The sequence below is a fragment of the Alteromonas sp. KC3 genome, assembly GCF_016756315.1.
Classification (GTDB): Bacteria; Pseudomonadota; Gammaproteobacteria; order Enterobacterales; family Alteromonadaceae; genus Alteromonas.
Window position 1 is genome coordinate 3180047 of record NZ_AP024235.1, and the last position, 16839, is coordinate 3196885.

The window sequence follows — 16839 nt, forward strand, 5'->3', positions numbered from 1 at the left end:
CAAAAAATAAAATGCAGGATTTACAGCAAACGCTCACTCAGATCCTTGACTACGTCAAGGGTGTCTGGATAAAGAAGCGTTACGTAATTATATTTTCATGGCTGATCTGTCCGATCGGCTTTTTATATGTAGCAACACTTCCGGACGTGTACTCTTCAAAAGCTCAGGTTTATGTAGATACACGTTCAGTACTTCAACCGCTTCTTCGCGGCCTCGCCATTCAAACTAACCCTGACCAAGAAATTCAAATGATGGCGAAAACATTACTAAGCCGCAGTAATGTTGAAAAAATAGCGCGTGAAAGTGATTTAGATATTACAACATCAACCGAGGCTGAGTTTGAAAGCTTGGTTACGTCGTTGTCAAAAGATATTGCACTGCAATCGACAGGAAGAGATAACATTTTCAATATTTCATTTGAAAATGAATCGCCCACAGTAGCTCAGCGTGTTGTACAAGAAACCTTAGACTTATTTGTTGAAGGTGCCTTGGGTAACAATCGAAAAGATACTGACACGGCGGGTCGCTTTCTGGATGAGCAAATAGCCGAGTATGAATCGCGATTGTCTGAGGCTGAACAGCGTCTGGCTGATTTTAAGCGTCAATACAATGACATTTTGCCACTTGCGGGTACCTATTATTCTAGTTTGCAGTCGCTCAATAACGAGCTAGAGGCAACACAGCTTCAAATAAAGCAAACACAACAACAAGCTCAGTCACTAAAAAATCAGATTAACAATGCGAAACGTAGCGATAGTTTTGGTGTTACTGATGCGGAAGAGCCCGTGCTTCGTACCCGATATGACGACCGTATAAAAACACTGGAAGAAGAGCTTGACCGATTAAAGCTTCGCTTTACCGATAAGCACCCAGATGTTGTGGAAGCGACAGCGTTACTTGAAAGCTTAGAAAAGTCTCGTCAAACTGAAATAGACGCGTTTTTAAATCAAGCTGATGACAACGGAAGCCAACCACTAACAGAACTTAATCGCGAAATATCCCTTGAAGCAAGTCGCCTTGAGAGTCAAATTGCATCGCTTCGCGTGAAAGAAACTGATCTTGAGGGTAAAATTGCTGCGCTTGAAAGCAAAGTAGACTTGATACCCCAAATTGAAGCTGAGTCTAGTGCGTTAAACCGTGATTACGGTATAACAAAGCGTAAGTATGAAGAATTGCTTTCTAGAAAAGAGTCTGCGGATTTATCAAGAAGAGCAGATGTATCTGCAGAAGACTTGCAGTTCAGAATAATTGAGCCGCCACTACTGCCCAAACGCCCTTCAGGCCCTAATAGAATAATTTTCTATACTGCCGTGCTAATTCTTGGCTTTGGTGCAGGTATTGCTATGGCGTTTTTAGTTAGCCAGCTTAAACCGGTACTAATACGACCTAAGCAGTTACTTAGCGTATCTGACTACCCTATTTGGGGAACAGTAACTCACTTAAATATTGAACAAATTAATAAAACCAATAGGTCTCGCTTGATTATATTCTTAATGTCCAGCGGTGCTATTGTCGCGATGTACAGTGTTTTAATTGCCGCGGAAATTATGAATATTGATTTATTCGGAGGCTTATTTTAATGAAAAATACAATTGAAAAAGCACTCCAGAAACAAAGAGAAGCAAAGGCGAACAGTAAGAAAGCCAGCACGGATGATTTGAATCATGAATCCCCTCAGGTGGACGCACAGGTTAACGCGCCCACAGAGCATTCTGCTGACTCTGTTCAAGCCAATACGCCAGTTACAGGCGAAACTCCAGCTCAAACAGTTACTCAAGAAGCAGAGTTACCCAAAGGTGAAGCTCAGCAATCACCCGCTTCTAGTAATCAACCACAGCGTTCTCCACTTCCTGAGTTCGTGATTGATTTCGAACGTTTGGAAAAGAATGGTCATATTTCATTAACCGGTGAAAGAAAGCAGATTAACGAAGAGTATCGTGAAATAAAGCGTAAGCTTTTAGCAAACTCTTTCGGTTCTCTGTCAAAAACGCTTCATAACCCTAATATTATTATGGTGACAAGTAGTCGACCGTCTGAAGGAAAAACCTTTACGGCAACTAACCTTGCAATGAGTATTGCGTCAGAGAAAGACAAAACTGTACTGCTTGTTGACGCTGACGTGCTAAAACCTAATGTATTAAATACGTTAGGTTTAGAGCGTCGAAAAGGTTTGATGGAGTATTTGACAGGTGATGTTGAAGATATCGCTGATGTGTTGTATCCAACGAATATCGACAAACTTAAGATAATTCCGGCGGGTAAATCACACCACTTGTCTACGGAACTGCTAGCCAGTCAGAAGATGCACGACACTGTAGATGAATTTGCCAACCGCTATCCTGATCGTATTGTTATTTTTGATACACCACCGCTTATCGGTATTAACGAAAGTGCCATACTTGCCAACTTTGCGGGTCAAGCTGTTGTTGTGGTGGAAGAAGGTAGAGCGAAAATAAATGACATTAAAATGTCGGTTGAGCGATTAAACCCAGATATGGCAATTGGTTTTGTTGTGAACAAATCAATACATAATGACACCGATGGAAGCGGATATTATGGATACTATTACTCAGAACGAAGCAACTAAGTATTGCTTTGCGAAAAAGCCGCTTTGTGCTGTTGTCGCCACTTTACTGCTTGCAAACAGTAATGTGGCGCTAGCGAAACTAAAAGTCACAGCAAACGCTTCGGCCGAAGGTATATTTCAAGATGTTGACTCCGAAGAAAATGGCACGTTTTCGTTAACGACACTTTCGGTTAATCCAAGTATTAACGCCTCGTATGAGTCTCGGACATTCAACGGGTTATGGCAAGGTAAGCTTACTCATTTAGAACGTGACAACGACGATGCTAGCCGAGAAGATACCTATGGCGAGTATAGCTATTCTGCTAATTGGGCACCTTTTGATGAATTATTAGAGTTTGAAGCATCTGGTGCATTGAATTATCGAAATGCCCAGGCTGGAAACTTCTTAGTATCTGACTTTTTCACAAACGCAGACGCACTAGCGAAGACACGCTCAAATCGTATTGGCGTGTCTACTGCCCTAACGCAAGGCGACTGGGTGCGAGGCCGTGGTCAAGCTTCTTATTCAGATGTAGCATCTGAACAGAATGCGCTGAATAACGGCTTTGCACTGAACAATGACACTTATCAGATGTCAGCTAACCTTGTTAATGGTGATAGAGCAGAATACGTAATATGGAATGTTACGGGCAGCTTCCAAAACACTGACCGCGCACAAGCAGGACAAGGTGACTTTATATCGCGCAATGCGTCGGGCTTTTTAGATATTCATTTCGTAAAGCACTGGGCACTTCGATTAACCGGTGCTCATGAAGGTAACCAAGTATCAGACAGAAATGATACTACAAGCTTGGTTCGCAAGTTTAATTCTTATGGTGCCGGTTTAACGTATCGCCAAAGCCAAAATAGGTACATTTCATTCACCGCCAATACCACTGATTCAGATATTGAAAATGATGACGGCGAAAGCTTTGTTGGCGTTGACCTTCAGTGGGCGTTTAGTTCACGCACTAGTTTGAGCGCAAACTACGGCCGCCGGTTCTTTGGTGAAACGGCTGGCGCCAATATAAGTTACAATTCAAAGTATTTTAGAACGTCTTTTGGATACTCAGAAGATGTGACAAATACAAGCCGATTATTTGCTGACCCAGAAAACTTGGGCGTGTTTGTTTGCCCTGTCAACTCAGGCTCAATTGCAAGTTGCTTTCAGCCAAATAGCTTAAGCTATGTGCCAAATGCAGACGAGCAATTTGTACAAATCACCACGCAGAACCTTGAGTTTAACGATGACATCATTGTTCGTAAAAGTAGTAACTTTCAAATGGGATACGACTTTTCTCGGGTAACGCTAGGTATGTCGTGGCGCTATTCAGAAGATGATGCGCTTGATCAAGATAGGCTTACACGTACATATTCTTTGGGCTCTACCTTGGCTTATCGCATCGGTAATTATACTAATGTGAATGCAAGTGTTAACTACGCCAATATAACTCAACGTTCTGAAACGCTTAACAGTGGCGAAAGTGACAACTGGAATGCTACGCTAGGTATTGAGCGTACGTTTGGTCGCGTATTGAAGGTTTACACGAATTTGAACTATGTCGATAGAAGTGGAGACCTAATAGGTGGTGGCGGTATCAGTAACGGCTTCTTTGGCGCCAACTTCACCGATAGACGCATTACGTTAGGGATCACCTACACTTACGATTAATTCTCCATTTGTCACCGTCGACGGCATGAATAAATGGTGAATTGACAACAACGGTCTAATAAAAAAGCGCCTGTACGTAAAAACGTATCAGGCGCTTTTTTGTTGTTTGCGTTTTAATTGAGCGAGTAGTTTTACTGCTCTTTTTTGTCATCACTCTTTAAGCGAACGTAGGTTTTGAACTTCTTTTTCATCAGTTTATCTACGTACTGTGTCATTTTCACTTTTTGCGATATCGCGTCGTCTAACGCGTCTACAAGCTCAGCTAGCATATCAAGATAGTATTTAGTATCGCGTATTACATTACCTTTAGGTGTCATCACCGTTTTGCTTTCAGGGCTGTCTGCGAAGCCCATATGCTCGGTCACTTCCGCGCCAGTTTTATCTGGCTCAAACATTTCCGCTTTAACTTCTTCTATGACTTCATCGACAGCTTCTGCTGAAAATGTATCTAGCTCTTCAAGGAAGCCATAAAGCATGACGCGGTCCATGAGGGTATTAATTTTGCGCGGTACCCCACGTGTGAACAAGTGAATACGCTCGTGCGCTTCATCACTGAACAATTGCGAACCGTTCCAACCTGCATGATGTAAGCGATAGTCAATGTATTCCTTACACTCTTCAAGTGTCAGTGGCGCAAGATGGCATGAAGCCACGATGCGTTGTCGGAATTGCTCCATATTTGGTGCGCGTAATATTGGCTGTAACTCTTCTTGGCCCAACAAAAAGCTCTGAATAAGCGGCTTTCCGTTAAGCTGGAAATTACTTAGCATCCGCAATTCTTCAATTGTTTCCAGAGGTAAGTTTTGTGCCTCATCAACAAGCAATAACGCTCTGCGCCCTGCTCTATTTAGATCATACAGGAATATCTCTAGTGCCTTGAGAATATCTGCTTTTGAGCGTCCTTCAGTAGCGATATCAAACTTTGCTGCCACCATTTTTACTAACTCATCAGGTGATAGCTTAGGTGTCACGATTTGTGCTGCGGCAATATCGTCTTCAATCTCTTCAAGCAGGCTATTTGCAATAGTCGTCTTACCGGTACCAATACCACCTGTAATAACAATGAATCCTTCGGCTTGCGACAGGCCGTACTGCAAATAAGACATGGCTCGTTTGTGCCACTTACTGGCGAAGAAGAAGGCAGGATCTGGGGTTAACTGAAACGGTTTCGAGTTAAGTCCGTAATAACTTTCGTACATGCAAAATTACCGTTGAATATCGTGTTTAAAAAGCGCGCAGCTATAGTACCCAACAACACGCTTATATCGAAGTGTTAAATGTGCGCAGTAGATGATTTTACATTATTCACCGCTTATCGAAGTTTGTTTTGCGTAATGCGCTCAATGATACCGGTAGTAGAAACGCCATCTTCGAAGGTTAACACCTCGACACGACCACCATTAGCCATCACTTCTTTACCACCAGCGATGTCTTCTACTTTGTAATCGCCGCCTTTCACAAGGACATCGGGTAGTAATCGTGCAATTAAACGCTGAGGCGTGTCTTCTTCAAACGGGACTACCCAATCAACCGCACTTAGCCCAGCTAAGACAGCCATACGACGATTAACATTGTTTACCGGACGACCAGGGCCTTTCAACGCCGTAACAGAGGCATCGGTGTTCACCGCCACAATCAGCCTATCACCCAGCTGCGCCGCTTCCTCTAGGTAAGACACATGACCGGAATGTAATATATCAAAACACCCATTGGTCATCACAATTCTTTCGCCACGTGCTTTAGCTGCTTTTAGCGCTATAGCCAGTTGGTCTTCTGTCATAACCCCACCATCTAGATGCACAGACTGCTCGCCTAGTACAAGAGCAAGCTCAGTGTTAGACACCGTTGAAGTGCCAAGCTTACCCACAACCACACTAGCCGCTAGGTTAGCCAACACACAAGCGGCCTGAAGTGGAAGGTCACACGCCATAGCCACTGATAAGGTTGATACTACCGTGTCGCCAGCACCGGTCACGTCGTAAACTTCTTTGGCCTTTGCAGGTAGATGAAATTCAGTATTTTCACTTTCAAATAGCGTCATACCGTCTTCTGAACGGGTTACAAGCAGCGCATCTAACGCTAAGTCAGCTTTTAATGTGTTGGCTTTTTCAACTAAGCTTTTCTCTGAATCAACTTCACCAACAATTCCGCGTAATTCATCCATATTAGGCGTAATAAGCGTAGCACCAGCGTACTTAGAAAAATCACTGCCTTTGGGATCAACCACTACGCGCTTACCTTTTGCTCTTGCACGTGCAATCAGTGTTTGAGGGTTACTCAAGCATCCCTTGGCGTAGTCACTTAAAATCACGACATCAACGTCATCTAAGGCATTGTCAAAAGCCTTTTCTAAGTCTTGCTTATTGGTATCAGCAAAACTCTTTTCAAAATCGAGTCTAAGCAGTTGTTGGTTACGACTCATAACACGCAATTTGGTAATTGTGTCAAAACCTGGAACGGCGAAGAATTGGCAATTAATATCGTAGGTTTGTAAACGCTCTTTTAATATGCGGGCATTTTCATCATTACCGCACATGCCCAACAAGGTTACCTGAGCCCCTAAGGTTGCCACATTTACCGCAACATTTGCAGCACCACCGGCTCGATCTTCAGCACTACTCACATTGACCACAGGCACAGGTGCCTCGGGCGATATACGTCCGGTGCCACCACTCCAATAACGATCTAACATTAGGTCGCCAACAATAAGCACTTTTGCTTTTGTAAAATCTGGTAATATCATGCTGAAAATAACTTATAAGACAGTGAGTACATTGGCACAGAGTATAACAGCCAACAAGGGCAATACCCACAGTAGCGAAGCAAATAACCCTTGGTATCTTTACCTAATCGAAAACAAGTTAGGTCAGCTTTACACTGGCATTACCACCGACCCAATTCGGCGAATTGCACAACACCGCGGTGAGAAAAAAGGCGGCGCAAAAGCCCTAAAGGGAAAAACACCACTCGAATTTCGCGCTGTTTTTAAGATAGAGAGTAAATCTCAGGCAGCTAAGCTTGAAGTACAAGTAAAGCGCCTTAGTCGGTCGCAGAAAAACAAGGTCATCGAGCAAGGTGTACTCAATGACCTGCTATGTATTAAAGAACAGTTTAGCTGAGTAATTAAAGGGTTCTTTGCAGGATAACGGTTAGCCGCCTAATACTGCATTGATAATCATTGCATTGCCGATACTTAAGGTAAATCCAAGCGCGGCGACGCCGACATTATGCTGTTGGTCAACTTCTTGGCGATAGTTCATACCAAACAAAATAATTTTTTTACTTACCAACACGAGAATGTGCAGTGCCAACGCCATACAAACACTCACAATCAGCCAACCAGTAACATTACTCACATACCCAGATGGGCTGTAAATCAAAAGGTTCTTCGCAGCAGACACTATCATAGCAGTACCCAATAAATTCCCTGTGTGTTCTATTGCTAACGCCAGTTGGCCTTTTTCTAGCGCACCTTGAAAAGAATCGTTTTGGTTGTCTTTAGCATACCTAAATTCCAAAATACGCGTCATGACTAGCAACATAGTGAGAACCACTGAGAAGCCTGTGACAATAGCGATGAGCGCATTCATGTCACTGCCGTCGACCCAAAGCATGATATTTCGAAGTACGATGGCGCTTGCCACCAAACTGGCAGCGTCTACTAGCGCAACACTTACACTGCGCTCGGCAATCATTTCATGGGTATCTATTTTGTTAAGTACTAACTTATCGTGCGCGAATCGGCCTAGTTTCACGAGTAATATACCCACTACACCAAACGTAACCATGCCAATTGCCGCTTCTTTAAAGCCCTGCCCTACATGTCTACCTACAACAGAGCTCAGTACAATACAAAGCGATAACATGCCACCGGCAATACTTATTCCAAACGCGAAATTGTCCTTAACGCCTAGCTCTTCAGTAACAGAGTACTCGCGTACTGCCCCCGTCACCCATTTCATGATCATCAATAGTACTAGTGCTATGCCTACATCCATTGCAAGATAGATCAATAATTCTTCCGATAGAGGTACTAGTTTTACCAAGGCTTCCACGTTATCTTTGCTCCCTGAACTCTTTTTTTAGTTCGTGTGTATTCGATTAGGGCCTGCTTGCCCATGCAAGGCTACCATTAAGTAATAAGCGAGTATTATGCCAATAGACGACGAAAATAGCATGACAAACCGAGAACACGGCGAAAAGTTGTGGCAGCAATTGTTGTCATCACCGCATTCAACCGAGCAGAGCAATGCAGCCATTGAAGCCCATAAAACAACATTAATTACGGCATTTTCTCGCTCGTCTTTTCTCGCTGACACTCTAACAAAATGCCCTGATGCACTTACAACCATCATGCAAGCGCCCCCCACAAAAGCGCATTTGTCTTTCTATAAAGGGCTGTTAGCAGAAGCGTTGAACGAGGTTTCTAATGAAGACCAATTGATGTCATGTTTGCGTAACATTCGCAATCAACAGATGGCATGCATTACCTTTCACGATGTACTAAACAAACAGTCAATTGAAGACTCGTTGCATCAAGTGTCTGCACTGGCAGATGCTCTGATTTGCTCAGCCTACCAATGGTTATACGACAACCTTGTAGATCGTTACGGAAAACCCACGTGTGATAGTGGTGACATGCACATGTACATTCTTGGCATGGGCAAGCTAGGTGGTAAAGAACTCAACTTTTCTTCTGATATCGACCTCATTTTTGCCTACCCTGAAAAAGGGGAAACCCAGAGAGGGCGGAAATCTATAGAGCACCAACAGTTCTTTACCAAACTAGCCCAAAAGCTCATCCAAGCCCTTAATAAGGTCACCAATGATGGACAAGTTTACCGCGTTGACATGCGCTTGCGACCTTTCGGCGACTCTGGTCCATTAGTCATGCATTTCGCTGCGCTGGAAGACTATTACCAAGATCAAGGTCGACATTGGGAGCGCTTTGCAATGGTGAAAGCACGTATAGTGAATGACGATAACTCTGACAATGCGAAATGGCTGAAAAGTATCCTTCATCCTTTTACGTTCAGACGTTACTTAGACTTCACTACGCTTGATGCACTTCGCAATATGAAAAAGCTTATTGCCACTGAAATTCGCCGGCGTCGTTTAAGCAACAACATCAAATTGGGCGCAGGCGGCATTAGAGAAGTGGAATTCTTTGCGCAAAGCTTTCAGCTTATACACGGTGGCAGAGAGCCTTCACTACAAAGTAAGTCATTACTTACTACGCTTTGTGCGCTTCATGAAATTGGAATTATTGAGCAATCAGTAACTCAGCAGTTAGCCAACGACTATTTGTTTTTACGTAAAGTCGAACACACCCTTCAACAATGTGAAGATAAGCAAACACAAACACTACCAGATTCGCGCTGGCAGCAGAACGCGTTAGCTGAAGTCATGAATTTTGAACGCTATGAGGATTTTTTGAAATCATTAGAAGCAACCATGGCACGGATCCATGGTCATTTTAATGAGCTAGTCGAGGAGTCGCACGAAACCCATGACGAAGAAGATACACTCTTTTCTGCTTGCCAAGACGCATGGCGCCTTTCACTTCAAGAAGAAGAGTTTCGTGATGCATTTTGCAACTATTTATCCAACATCGAAATAAGCGGTATTTTTAGCGCCTTATCTGACTTTAAAGAAAAACAACGTCACTACCGCATGGGGCAAAAAGGTGAAGACACCCTAAATAAACTGCTTCCTGAAATTTTATATGTGTTGGTAAATCAACACCCAACTAATGCAATCTATGTGTTACACCGAATACTAGGTGTGATTGAGGCCATAACAGGTAGAACAACATACCTTGACTTACTACTTGAAAACCCTGACGTATTGCGACAATTAGTCCGTTTGTGTGAACGCAGTGAATGGATAGCACAGGAAATTAAGCGCTTTCCATTATTGCTCGATGAGTTACTCACGCCGCTCTATTTAGGCCAACAAAATACCGACATTGTCACCAGCAAACGTGAATACGAGCTAGAACTAAGAGAAACCATGCTGCGTATTGAACAAGACGATGTTGAAATGCTGATGGATGCATGGCGACAGTTTAAGCTTTGTCAGCAGCTGCGTATTGCGGCTAGTGATATTAGTGATTCTTTGCCCATCAACAATGTGAGCGATAAATTAACAGTCTTAGCCGAAGTTATTCTAGACAATGTAGTTAACGCTGCATGGATACAGATGCAGGCCCGTTTCGGGATCCCCAGCCACTTAGAGGGTACTGACAAAGGGTTCGCTGTCGTTGGTTATGGCAAGCTTGGCGGCTATGAGCTTGGTTATGGCTCTGATCTTGATTTAGTGTTTTTGCACAATGCGCCTAGAGGTAGCACAACAAATGGCACTAAATCGATTGAGTCACAACAGTTTTATATCAAACTTGCACAACGCATTATGCATCTGCTCAATACCAAAACCTTGTTTGGGCAGTTGTACGAAACCGATTTGAGGCTGCGCCCGTCTGGTAACGCAGGGCTGTTGTGTTGCCATATTGATGGCTTTGAGAAATACCAAAAAGAAGAAGCGTGGACGTGGGAGCATCAAGCACTAGTAAGAGCTCGCGCTATATGTGGCGATGCATCTTTACTTGAAGCGTTTAAGCATGTGCGAAAGGCAATATTGTGCCAAAAAAGAGATGTCGCTACCCTTACTGAAGATGTGTGTAAAATGCGTATAAAAATGCGCGAGCATTTACTGAATAATAGCGATGATAAAGTTGATTTGAAACAATGTGAAGGCGGCATTACCGATATCGAGTTTATGGCGCAATACTGGGTTTTAGCCCATGCGCATCAGTTAGAAGCACTTACTGTATACCCTGACAACTTGCGTATCTTTGATGCTGCAGCATCGGGAAACCTAATTAAACAAGAAACGGCAAACGAACTGCAAAATGCCTACTTAGCATTGCGTGAGCAATACCATCATCTTACGCTGGCTGACACTAAATTTGCAGATCAAACAGAAGAGCTTGAAGTCATTCGAGAACGTGTAACAACACAATACAACGCATTATTTGGGAAGTGTGGTACATCGTAGTACCACACTTAACAGATTACAGCGGTTAATTTACCCTCTAACAATTTCACAATTAGTGGTTAGAAACTCAGTTTCATTCGCCGTCACCACTAACGAGCGCTGACGGGCACATAAGTACGCTTTGACTTCACCCTCAAAACTACCATCAATGGCACTGGCAATTTTAGCCAATGAACCAGACACAGTATTGTCCAATTGGAATTGATATTTAATGACAAAGTCTTGCTCGAGGTTCCAAATCAGTTGCATACCTTCCGCTTGGGCGTATTGTGAAATGGCTTCTCTTAAGGTGTTACCTTCCTTAAAGGTGCGATACTTATGCTCACCAGTCCAGTTCTTTTCCACTGGACGAGTTTGGCTAGACATTTGCGCAAGCTTGCTATCTAAATTTGGATCCACACCAGCGATATCAAGAACAAAGTCACCCTGCTCTTCTTCTACAGGGTCAGTCGCTGACATTCTAAAGTCTCGGTAAAAATCGCTGAGTCCACGGGAAATAGATTTTTCCTCAATTTGCGACTCTGGCACAGCGCTTTGTTCTCTATTTTGTAGAACAAAGATTAGTACACCTGCAATAACGACAAGTGCTACAGCAAGCCCTATTTGTTTTGCCCAAAATGATGAACTTGAGTAACCTGTTTGTGCCATAATTCCTTTTTACCTACTGCTTTATTAGTGACATTTCATATTTTTTATATCAAATAATGGTGTAACACATTACGTGTTGAGCATCGCTTTATTCGACTTATATTCTTTTATTTTAGTCTAAGTAGTGTGGTTAACCCATTAGCCTATTTATCTAAATTTGCCACTGTAAAGACCCAAATCAAACAAAACGCCCAATACTAGCTAAATCAAAGACTAGCTAAATCAAAAACATCACCAATGAATACGCAAAGACGCTTTAATCATAAAGTGATGTAGGATTGTGTGGAGGTCTTGTTTTAAATCGTTTGTGCATCCAAAGATAGCTTTCGGGCTGCTCTTTCACTGCCGCATCAATATGCACATTTAACATGGCAAGCGCGTCTCTATCTTCCATTTCACCAAGACCGTGAAGTGGTGGATAAATCTTAATTTTGTAACCACGCTTAGTATATTGTGATGTAATGATCATAGGCTCACTGTTACTGCGGCGAATAAACATCAATGTCGCCGTAGTTGTTGCTGTTTCCTTAACACCACCAAATGGCACAAATATACTTTGTTTAGGTCCGTAATCTTGGTCAGGTAAATACAAACACAATTCTTGTTCATCTAATGCAGCCAACAGCGCCTTGGCATTGCGCTTGTCTATCATATATTTATTTGAACGATTACGACCGTGATATTGAAGGTAATCAACTAACGGATTGTTATGCTTTCTGTAAAACGCGATGCTCGGGTGAAAAAAGCCAATCCCGCGACATGCAAATTCAAGGTTCATATTGTGAAGTGCCATACCAAACACCCCTTTCCCTTTAGCAAAGGCCGCTTCAACATGTTCGGTACCTTCTATCTCGATAGCTCGCTTTACGCGCCACGACGGCCACCACCAGCCCATAGCCGTCTCAAATAAGGCCATTCCCGTGCGGCGAACGTTTTCTTTAAATAGAACTTCGACTTCTTTCTCGCTAAGTGCCGGGTTCCACAAGGCTAGGTTTTTTTTCGCGACTTTTGCTCGCTTAGGTACAATTAGTGCTATCAAGCGTCCAGTACCTGCACCGATGCGTCTTATCACGGGTAGTGGAAGCCACGTAATAAGATACAAAATAAATACACCCAGCCACACTGGCCAAAATTTAGGCCCTAGGAAGGCGAGTTTAAATTGAGGAGCTTTGATTGCCGCTGCCAATGTCGATTTCCTTACAATAAACGAAGCGAGCATTGTAACAGAAGGAATTTTTTGCGGCTATGTGGTGCAAGTCAGGATACGGTGAGCACCGAGTGAAAATAGGATAAAAGCGCGCTGGTGCGCGCTCAGTAGGCTTTATCGATTTGCTTTAGTTTTTTCTCGAATGCTTCGTATTGTTCTTTAGTGTCATAATCAAAATGATATTGATTGTGAAAACCAAATTGTAACTTAACTGTGGCATCTTCAATAAACAAGGTGTAGCCATCGTGGTCAGTATACGCAGTTATACCCATCAAATGGTATTGCTCGTTTTCTTTTGCGCCGTTTTGACGAATCTTATCGAATACTTGAAGAAGAAACTTGCTGTCGAGTTCGTTTTTCATAATTAATCCGTTGTTATTTCGTTATGTTTGATACACACAACATCAATAGTTGGATTTGCTTTTAGAAAAAATATGTTCGCCAAGCGGTGGGCGCATTGACTAATTCACGGAAAAGGATTTACCACGCCTCTACACCACTCGCTTTAAAAGTTATACCTGAATCCCAAGTTAAGAACGTGAGCGGAAAAATCGTCTTTCCCACCAAAATACGAATATTCAAAACGCAACATGGATTGGTTACCTACGTAGTAGTCGAAGCCAAGACCTATCAATCCAGCAATAACATCATCGTCGTATCCACAAACCAATACATCGTCACCGCATGCACCGCTATTAATCGACGCTTGTTCAATATCGATGTTAGCCACACCTATTTTGTAAAAAAGCTCACCTTGTTGACTACTTGCTTTCCCTAATAAGGCAACATAAGGTCCCTTGCTAGACAGTATTTGTTCGTCAGTATCGACATCAATAAGCGATACGTAACCACCCTCTACATACCACTGTCTATGAAATTGATATCCAATCGCTGCCGAATAGCTGACGTCACTTTCGCTGTCCACTTCGGTATCAACATTTCCATAACCAATATTAACTACACCGTAACCGTTCGCTGAAGCATTTGTCGAAAACATTGCTGTTGCTGCTAGCGCACTTAAACCGGCCGCTTTCATCAGTGGACTAAGACACTTAATCATTAACTTAACTCTCCTTGAAGTTGACTCACAACTATAAAAGAGAACCTGTGGAAATCAACTTGAATGCGCACAATTTTAGGCAGCACGTAATTAACAAATATTAAAACGGCGCAATATTGAACAACTGTTTGAATTATTTGTAACAGCCCCTGTCAAAATAAATGATTAAACACATGAATATTAGTTAATTTTTACAAAATTTGATCTTTTTCGAATCTGGTGTAGTATTAATACACACAACTGGTCAGATGAGCGGATGAGTTATTATGAGTATCAGAACTAGCTTAAAGAAAGTATTACCCCCAATTTCAATCACAGAACAAGAAGCCCTAGATGCGGGTGACGTGTGGATTGAATCTTCTATTTATCAGGGTAAGCCTGACATGCAGGCACTACGCGATATCCCTCAGGCAAAACTGAGCGCAGAAGAACAAGCATTCATGGACGGTCCAGTAACAGAATTACTGAACATGGTCGATGATTTCGAACTAGGTAACGGCAAGCACATTCCTCAGGAAATTCTTGATTTCCTAGGTAAGAACCGTTTCTTCTCAATGATCATTCCAAAGAAATTTGGTGGTCTTGAATTTAGCCCATATGCAAACTCGACTATTGTTGCAACGATTGCAGCAAAAAGCGGTGCGATTGCGGTAACCGTAATGGTTCCAAACTCGTTAGGCCCAGGCGAGCTACTAATGCACTATGGTACTAACGAGCAACAAGATTACTGGCTGCCTCGTCTTGCTGATGGTCGCGATATTCCATGCTTCGCGCTAACAAGCCCAGAAGCAGGTTCAGACGCAGGTGCTATTCCTGACGCAGCTATCGTAACGAAAGGCGAGTACAACGGAGAAGAAGTACTTGGTCTGCGCGTAAGCTGGGACAAGCGTTACATCACGCTTGCTCCAATTGCGACAGTTCTTGGTCTTGCCTTTAAAGTATTCGACCCAGACCAACTTCTAGGTGACAAGTTAGAGCTAGGTATTACTTGTGCTCTTCTACCTAAGTCACACCCTGGTGTTGAGCTTGGTAACCGTCACGATCCTATGGGCGTACGTTTCTACAATGGTACAACTCGTGGTCAAGACGTATTCATTCCAATGGATTTCATCATTGGTGGGCAGAAGAACATCGGTCGCGGTTGGCAGATGCTAGTTAGCTGTCTTGGTGCAGGTCGTGGTATTTCACTTCCAGCAATGGGCGTGGCAACAGCACAGTCAGCATTTAAAGGTACGGTTGAATATTCATTTGTACGTGAGCAATTTGGTCTTCCAATTGGTCGCTTCGAAGGTATTCAAGAGAAAATGGCAGACATCGCTGGTAAGACATTCTTACTAGAAGCGATGCGTGTATTAACTACTGAAGGTCTTGGTCTAGGTGTTAAGCCATCTGTTGTAACGGCTATCGCGAAATATCACATGACTGAACTAGGTCGTGATGTAATGAACTCTGCAATGGATATCCAAGCAGGTAAAGCGATTCAACGCGGCCCACAAAACACGTTAGCAGGCGGCTACGCAGCATTGCCTATCGCCATTACGGTAGAAGGTGCAAACATTCTAACACGTAACCTTATGATCTTTGGTCAAGGTGCAATGCGTTGTCACCCTTACCTAAAAGACATGGTTGACCTAATTCACAGCAACGAAAGTTCTGCGGATAAAGAGTTCAACAAAGTACTTCGTAAAACTGTAGGTTTCAGTGTGAAGAACGCGTTCCGTAGCTTCGGTAAGGCATACCTTCCGTTCCTACGCGGCAGCGAGTCTGCTCTTCCAGAAGTACGTAAGTACGAGAAGCGTGTTAACAGCATCTCTGCGAAACTAGCACCTCTTGCTGACTTGTCACTTGCGGTACTTGGTGGTGACTTGAAGAAAGCTGAGCTTCTATCTGCACGTTTAGGTGACGTAATGAGCTACCTTTACGGCGCGATGGCTGCAATTCGTTTCTACGAGCAGCGCATTGAAGATAGAAAACTTGCACTACCATACTTTGAGTATGCGATGCAGTGGTCACTACAACAAGCTGATCAGGCAATTGTTAATTTCATCAACAATTTCCCGAATACAGCAACACGCGGTTTAATGCGTCTGCTAACAAACACGTACTCTAACAGTGTTGCTGGTATCAGCGATGATCTAGTGCGTGAGCTGTCAATTGCATCTATGCAAGACAACAGTGTTAAGGCACAGCTAACGCACCTTGTGCGCGTAAGCCCAGGTGACGGTAACGACATTAACGAGCAGGCGTTTAAAGCGAAGCACGCTGTTGCTCACCTTCTTGGCAAAGTGCAAAAAGCACTGCGTAAAGAGCCGGTTGTTCCGTTTATCTCTTTCGAGCACGCGCTTAACAAGCTTCAAGAAAAAGGTGTAGTTAATGCCGATGAAGCTGCTAAGCTTCACGACTACAACGAAAAACGCAAACTTGCGGTTCGTGTAGACGAATACACGTTTGACATGGAACTTGTTCCAGCGTCACAAACGCTTAAAGCGATTGATGGCGGTCAAAACGCAGCCTAAGCAGCGTTAGTAACCCAAAGCCCTGGCAATAGCCGGGGCTTTTTTTTACCTGAATTAAATTTAACTTCTTATCGCACCACTTCATTAGACAATACCTCAACTATAGTCTAACTT

Annotated in this window: 13 protein-coding genes; 6 read left to right on the forward strand and 7 right to left on the reverse strand. The window is 43.1% G+C overall.

The features are described 5' to 3' along the window. The first annotated feature begins 11 nt into the window (after window positions 1–11). Genes JN178_RS14180 through JN178_RS14190 form a run of 3 tightly spaced genes read left to right on the forward strand, consistent with a single transcriptional unit; the run spans window position 12 to window position 4238 of the window. Entirely contained in the window at window positions 12–1580 is a 1569-nt protein-coding gene (locus JN178_RS14180) for an XrtA system polysaccharide chain length determinant (protein ID WP_202262107.1), read from the forward strand. Next, window positions 1580–2587 carry an XrtA-associated tyrosine autokinase gene (locus JN178_RS14185; RefSeq protein ID WP_202262108.1) on the forward strand — a complete coding sequence of 336 codons (1008 nt, stop codon included), beginning with the start codon at window positions 1580–1582 and terminating at the stop codon, window positions 2585–2587. Before JN178_RS14180 ends, JN178_RS14185 begins: the two co-directional genes overlap by 1 nt. Beyond that, a complete protein-coding gene (locus JN178_RS14190) occupies window positions 2556–4238 on the forward strand; it encodes a TIGR03016 family PEP-CTERM system-associated outer membrane protein (RefSeq protein ID WP_202262109.1) in 1683 nt (560 codons plus the stop codon). The genes JN178_RS14185 and JN178_RS14190 overlap by 32 nt, the downstream gene beginning before the upstream one ends. Window positions 4239–4369: 131 nt before the next feature. Here JN178_RS14190 and JN178_RS14195 read toward each other — a convergent pair whose 3' ends face one another. Then, window positions 4370–5437: an XrtA/PEP-CTERM system-associated ATPase gene (locus JN178_RS14195; RefSeq protein WP_202262110.1), complete on the reverse strand. Its 1068-nt coding sequence runs from the start codon at window positions 5435–5437 to the stop codon at window positions 4370–4372. Between the two features lie 113 nt (window positions 5438–5550). Then, window positions 5551–6981 (reverse strand): bifunctional D-glycero-beta-D-manno-heptose-7-phosphate kinase/D-glycero-beta-D-manno-heptose 1-phosphate adenylyltransferase HldE, encoded by a 1431-nt coding sequence (gene hldE, locus JN178_RS14200; RefSeq protein ID WP_202262111.1) that lies wholly within the window; start codon window positions 6979–6981, stop codon window positions 5551–5553. On the opposite strand from hldE, the gene JN178_RS14205 reads away from it, so the two are divergent. Beyond that, window positions 6980–7357, forward strand: coding sequence for a GIY-YIG nuclease family protein (locus JN178_RS14205; RefSeq protein ID WP_332460848.1), 378 nt, complete (start codon window positions 6980–6982; stop codon window positions 7355–7357). The genes hldE and JN178_RS14205 overlap by 2 nt on opposite strands. Before the next feature lie 30 nt (window positions 7358–7387). Here the strand turns inward: JN178_RS14205 and JN178_RS14210 are convergent, their stop codons facing one another. Continuing rightward, window positions 7388–8293: a DUF350 domain-containing protein gene (locus tag JN178_RS14210; RefSeq protein WP_202262112.1), complete on the reverse strand. Its 906-nt coding sequence runs from the start codon at window positions 8291–8293 to the stop codon at window positions 7388–7390. A gap of 97 nt (window positions 8294–8390) precedes the next feature. Here JN178_RS14210 and glnE point away from each other — a divergent pair, with 97 nt between their 5' ends. Beyond that, a complete protein-coding gene (gene glnE, locus JN178_RS14215) occupies window positions 8391–11294 on the forward strand; it encodes a bifunctional [glutamate--ammonia ligase]-adenylyl-L-tyrosine phosphorylase/[glutamate--ammonia-ligase] adenylyltransferase (protein ID WP_202262113.1) in 2904 nt (967 codons plus the stop codon). Between the two features lie 30 nt (window positions 11295–11324). On the opposite strand, the gene JN178_RS14220 is transcribed toward glnE, so the two are convergent. From JN178_RS14220 to JN178_RS14235, 4 genes are all read right to left on the reverse strand, one after another. After that, window positions 11325–11942: a TcpQ domain-containing protein gene (locus JN178_RS14220; protein WP_202262114.1), complete on the reverse strand. Its 618-nt coding sequence runs from the start codon at window positions 11940–11942 to the stop codon at window positions 11325–11327. 256 nt (window positions 11943–12198) lie between these two features. Next, the gene (lpxL, locus tag JN178_RS14225) at window positions 12199–13128 is read right to left on the reverse strand and encodes an LpxL/LpxP family Kdo(2)-lipid IV(A) lauroyl/palmitoleoyl acyltransferase (RefSeq protein ID WP_202262115.1); all 930 of its coding nucleotides are present in this window, start codon (window positions 13126–13128) and stop codon (window positions 12199–12201) included. Window positions 13129–13253: 125 nt separating this feature from the next. Further along, window positions 13254–13511, reverse strand: coding sequence for a DUF3081 domain-containing protein (locus JN178_RS14230; RefSeq protein WP_202262116.1), 258 nt, complete (start codon window positions 13509–13511; stop codon window positions 13254–13256). 143 nt (window positions 13512–13654) lie between these two features. Next, on the reverse strand, window positions 13655–14209 hold the full coding sequence (locus tag JN178_RS14235; RefSeq protein ID WP_232369574.1) for an outer membrane beta-barrel protein: 555 nt from the start codon (window positions 14207–14209) through the stop codon (window positions 13655–13657). A gap of 266 nt (window positions 14210–14475) precedes the next feature. On the opposite strand from JN178_RS14235, the gene JN178_RS14240 reads away from it, so the two are divergent. Further along, window positions 14476–16725 carry an acyl-CoA dehydrogenase gene (locus JN178_RS14240; RefSeq protein WP_159627123.1) on the forward strand — a complete coding sequence of 750 codons (2250 nt, stop codon included), beginning with the start codon at window positions 14476–14478 and terminating at the stop codon, window positions 16723–16725. Window positions 16726–16839 lie beyond the last annotated feature (114 nt).

Bases quoted from the DNA above. Each gene is read 5' to 3' on its own strand.
- JN178_RS14180 (WP_202262107.1), top strand. From the start codon at position 12: ATGCAGGATTTACAGCAAACGCTCACTCAGATCCTTGACTACGTCAAG.
- JN178_RS14185 (WP_202262108.1), top strand. From the start codon at position 1,580: ATGAAAAATACAATTGAAAAAGCACTCCAGAAACAAAGAGAAGCAAAG.
- JN178_RS14190 (WP_202262109.1), top strand. From the start codon at position 2,556: ATGGATACTATTACTCAGAACGAAGCAACTAAGTATTGCTTTGCGAAA.
- JN178_RS14195 (WP_202262110.1), bottom strand. From the start codon at position 5,437: ATGTACGAAAGTTATTACGGACTTAACTCGAAACCGTTTCAGTTAACC.
- JN178_RS14205 (WP_332460848.1), top strand. From the start codon at position 6,980: ATGCTGAAAATAACTTATAAGACAGTGAGTACATTGGCACAGAGTATA.
- hldE (WP_202262111.1), bottom strand. From the start codon at position 6,981: ATGATATTACCAGATTTTACAAAAGCAAAAGTGCTTATTGTTGGCGAC.
- glnE (WP_202262113.1), top strand. From the start codon at position 8,391: ATGCCAATAGACGACGAAAATAGCATGACAAACCGAGAACACGGCGAA.
- JN178_RS14220 (WP_202262114.1), bottom strand. From the start codon at position 11,942: ATGGCACAAACAGGTTACTCAAGTTCATCATTTTGGGCAAAACAAATA.
- JN178_RS14230 (WP_202262116.1), bottom strand. From the start codon at position 13,511: ATGAAAAACGAACTCGACAGCAAGTTTCTTCTTCAAGTATTCGATAAG.
- JN178_RS14235 (WP_232369574.1), bottom strand. From the start codon at position 14,209: ATGATTAAGTGTCTTAGTCCACTGATGAAAGCGGCCGGTTTAAGTGCG.
- JN178_RS14240 (WP_159627123.1), top strand. From the start codon at position 14,476: ATGAGTATCAGAACTAGCTTAAAGAAAGTATTACCCCCAATTTCAATC.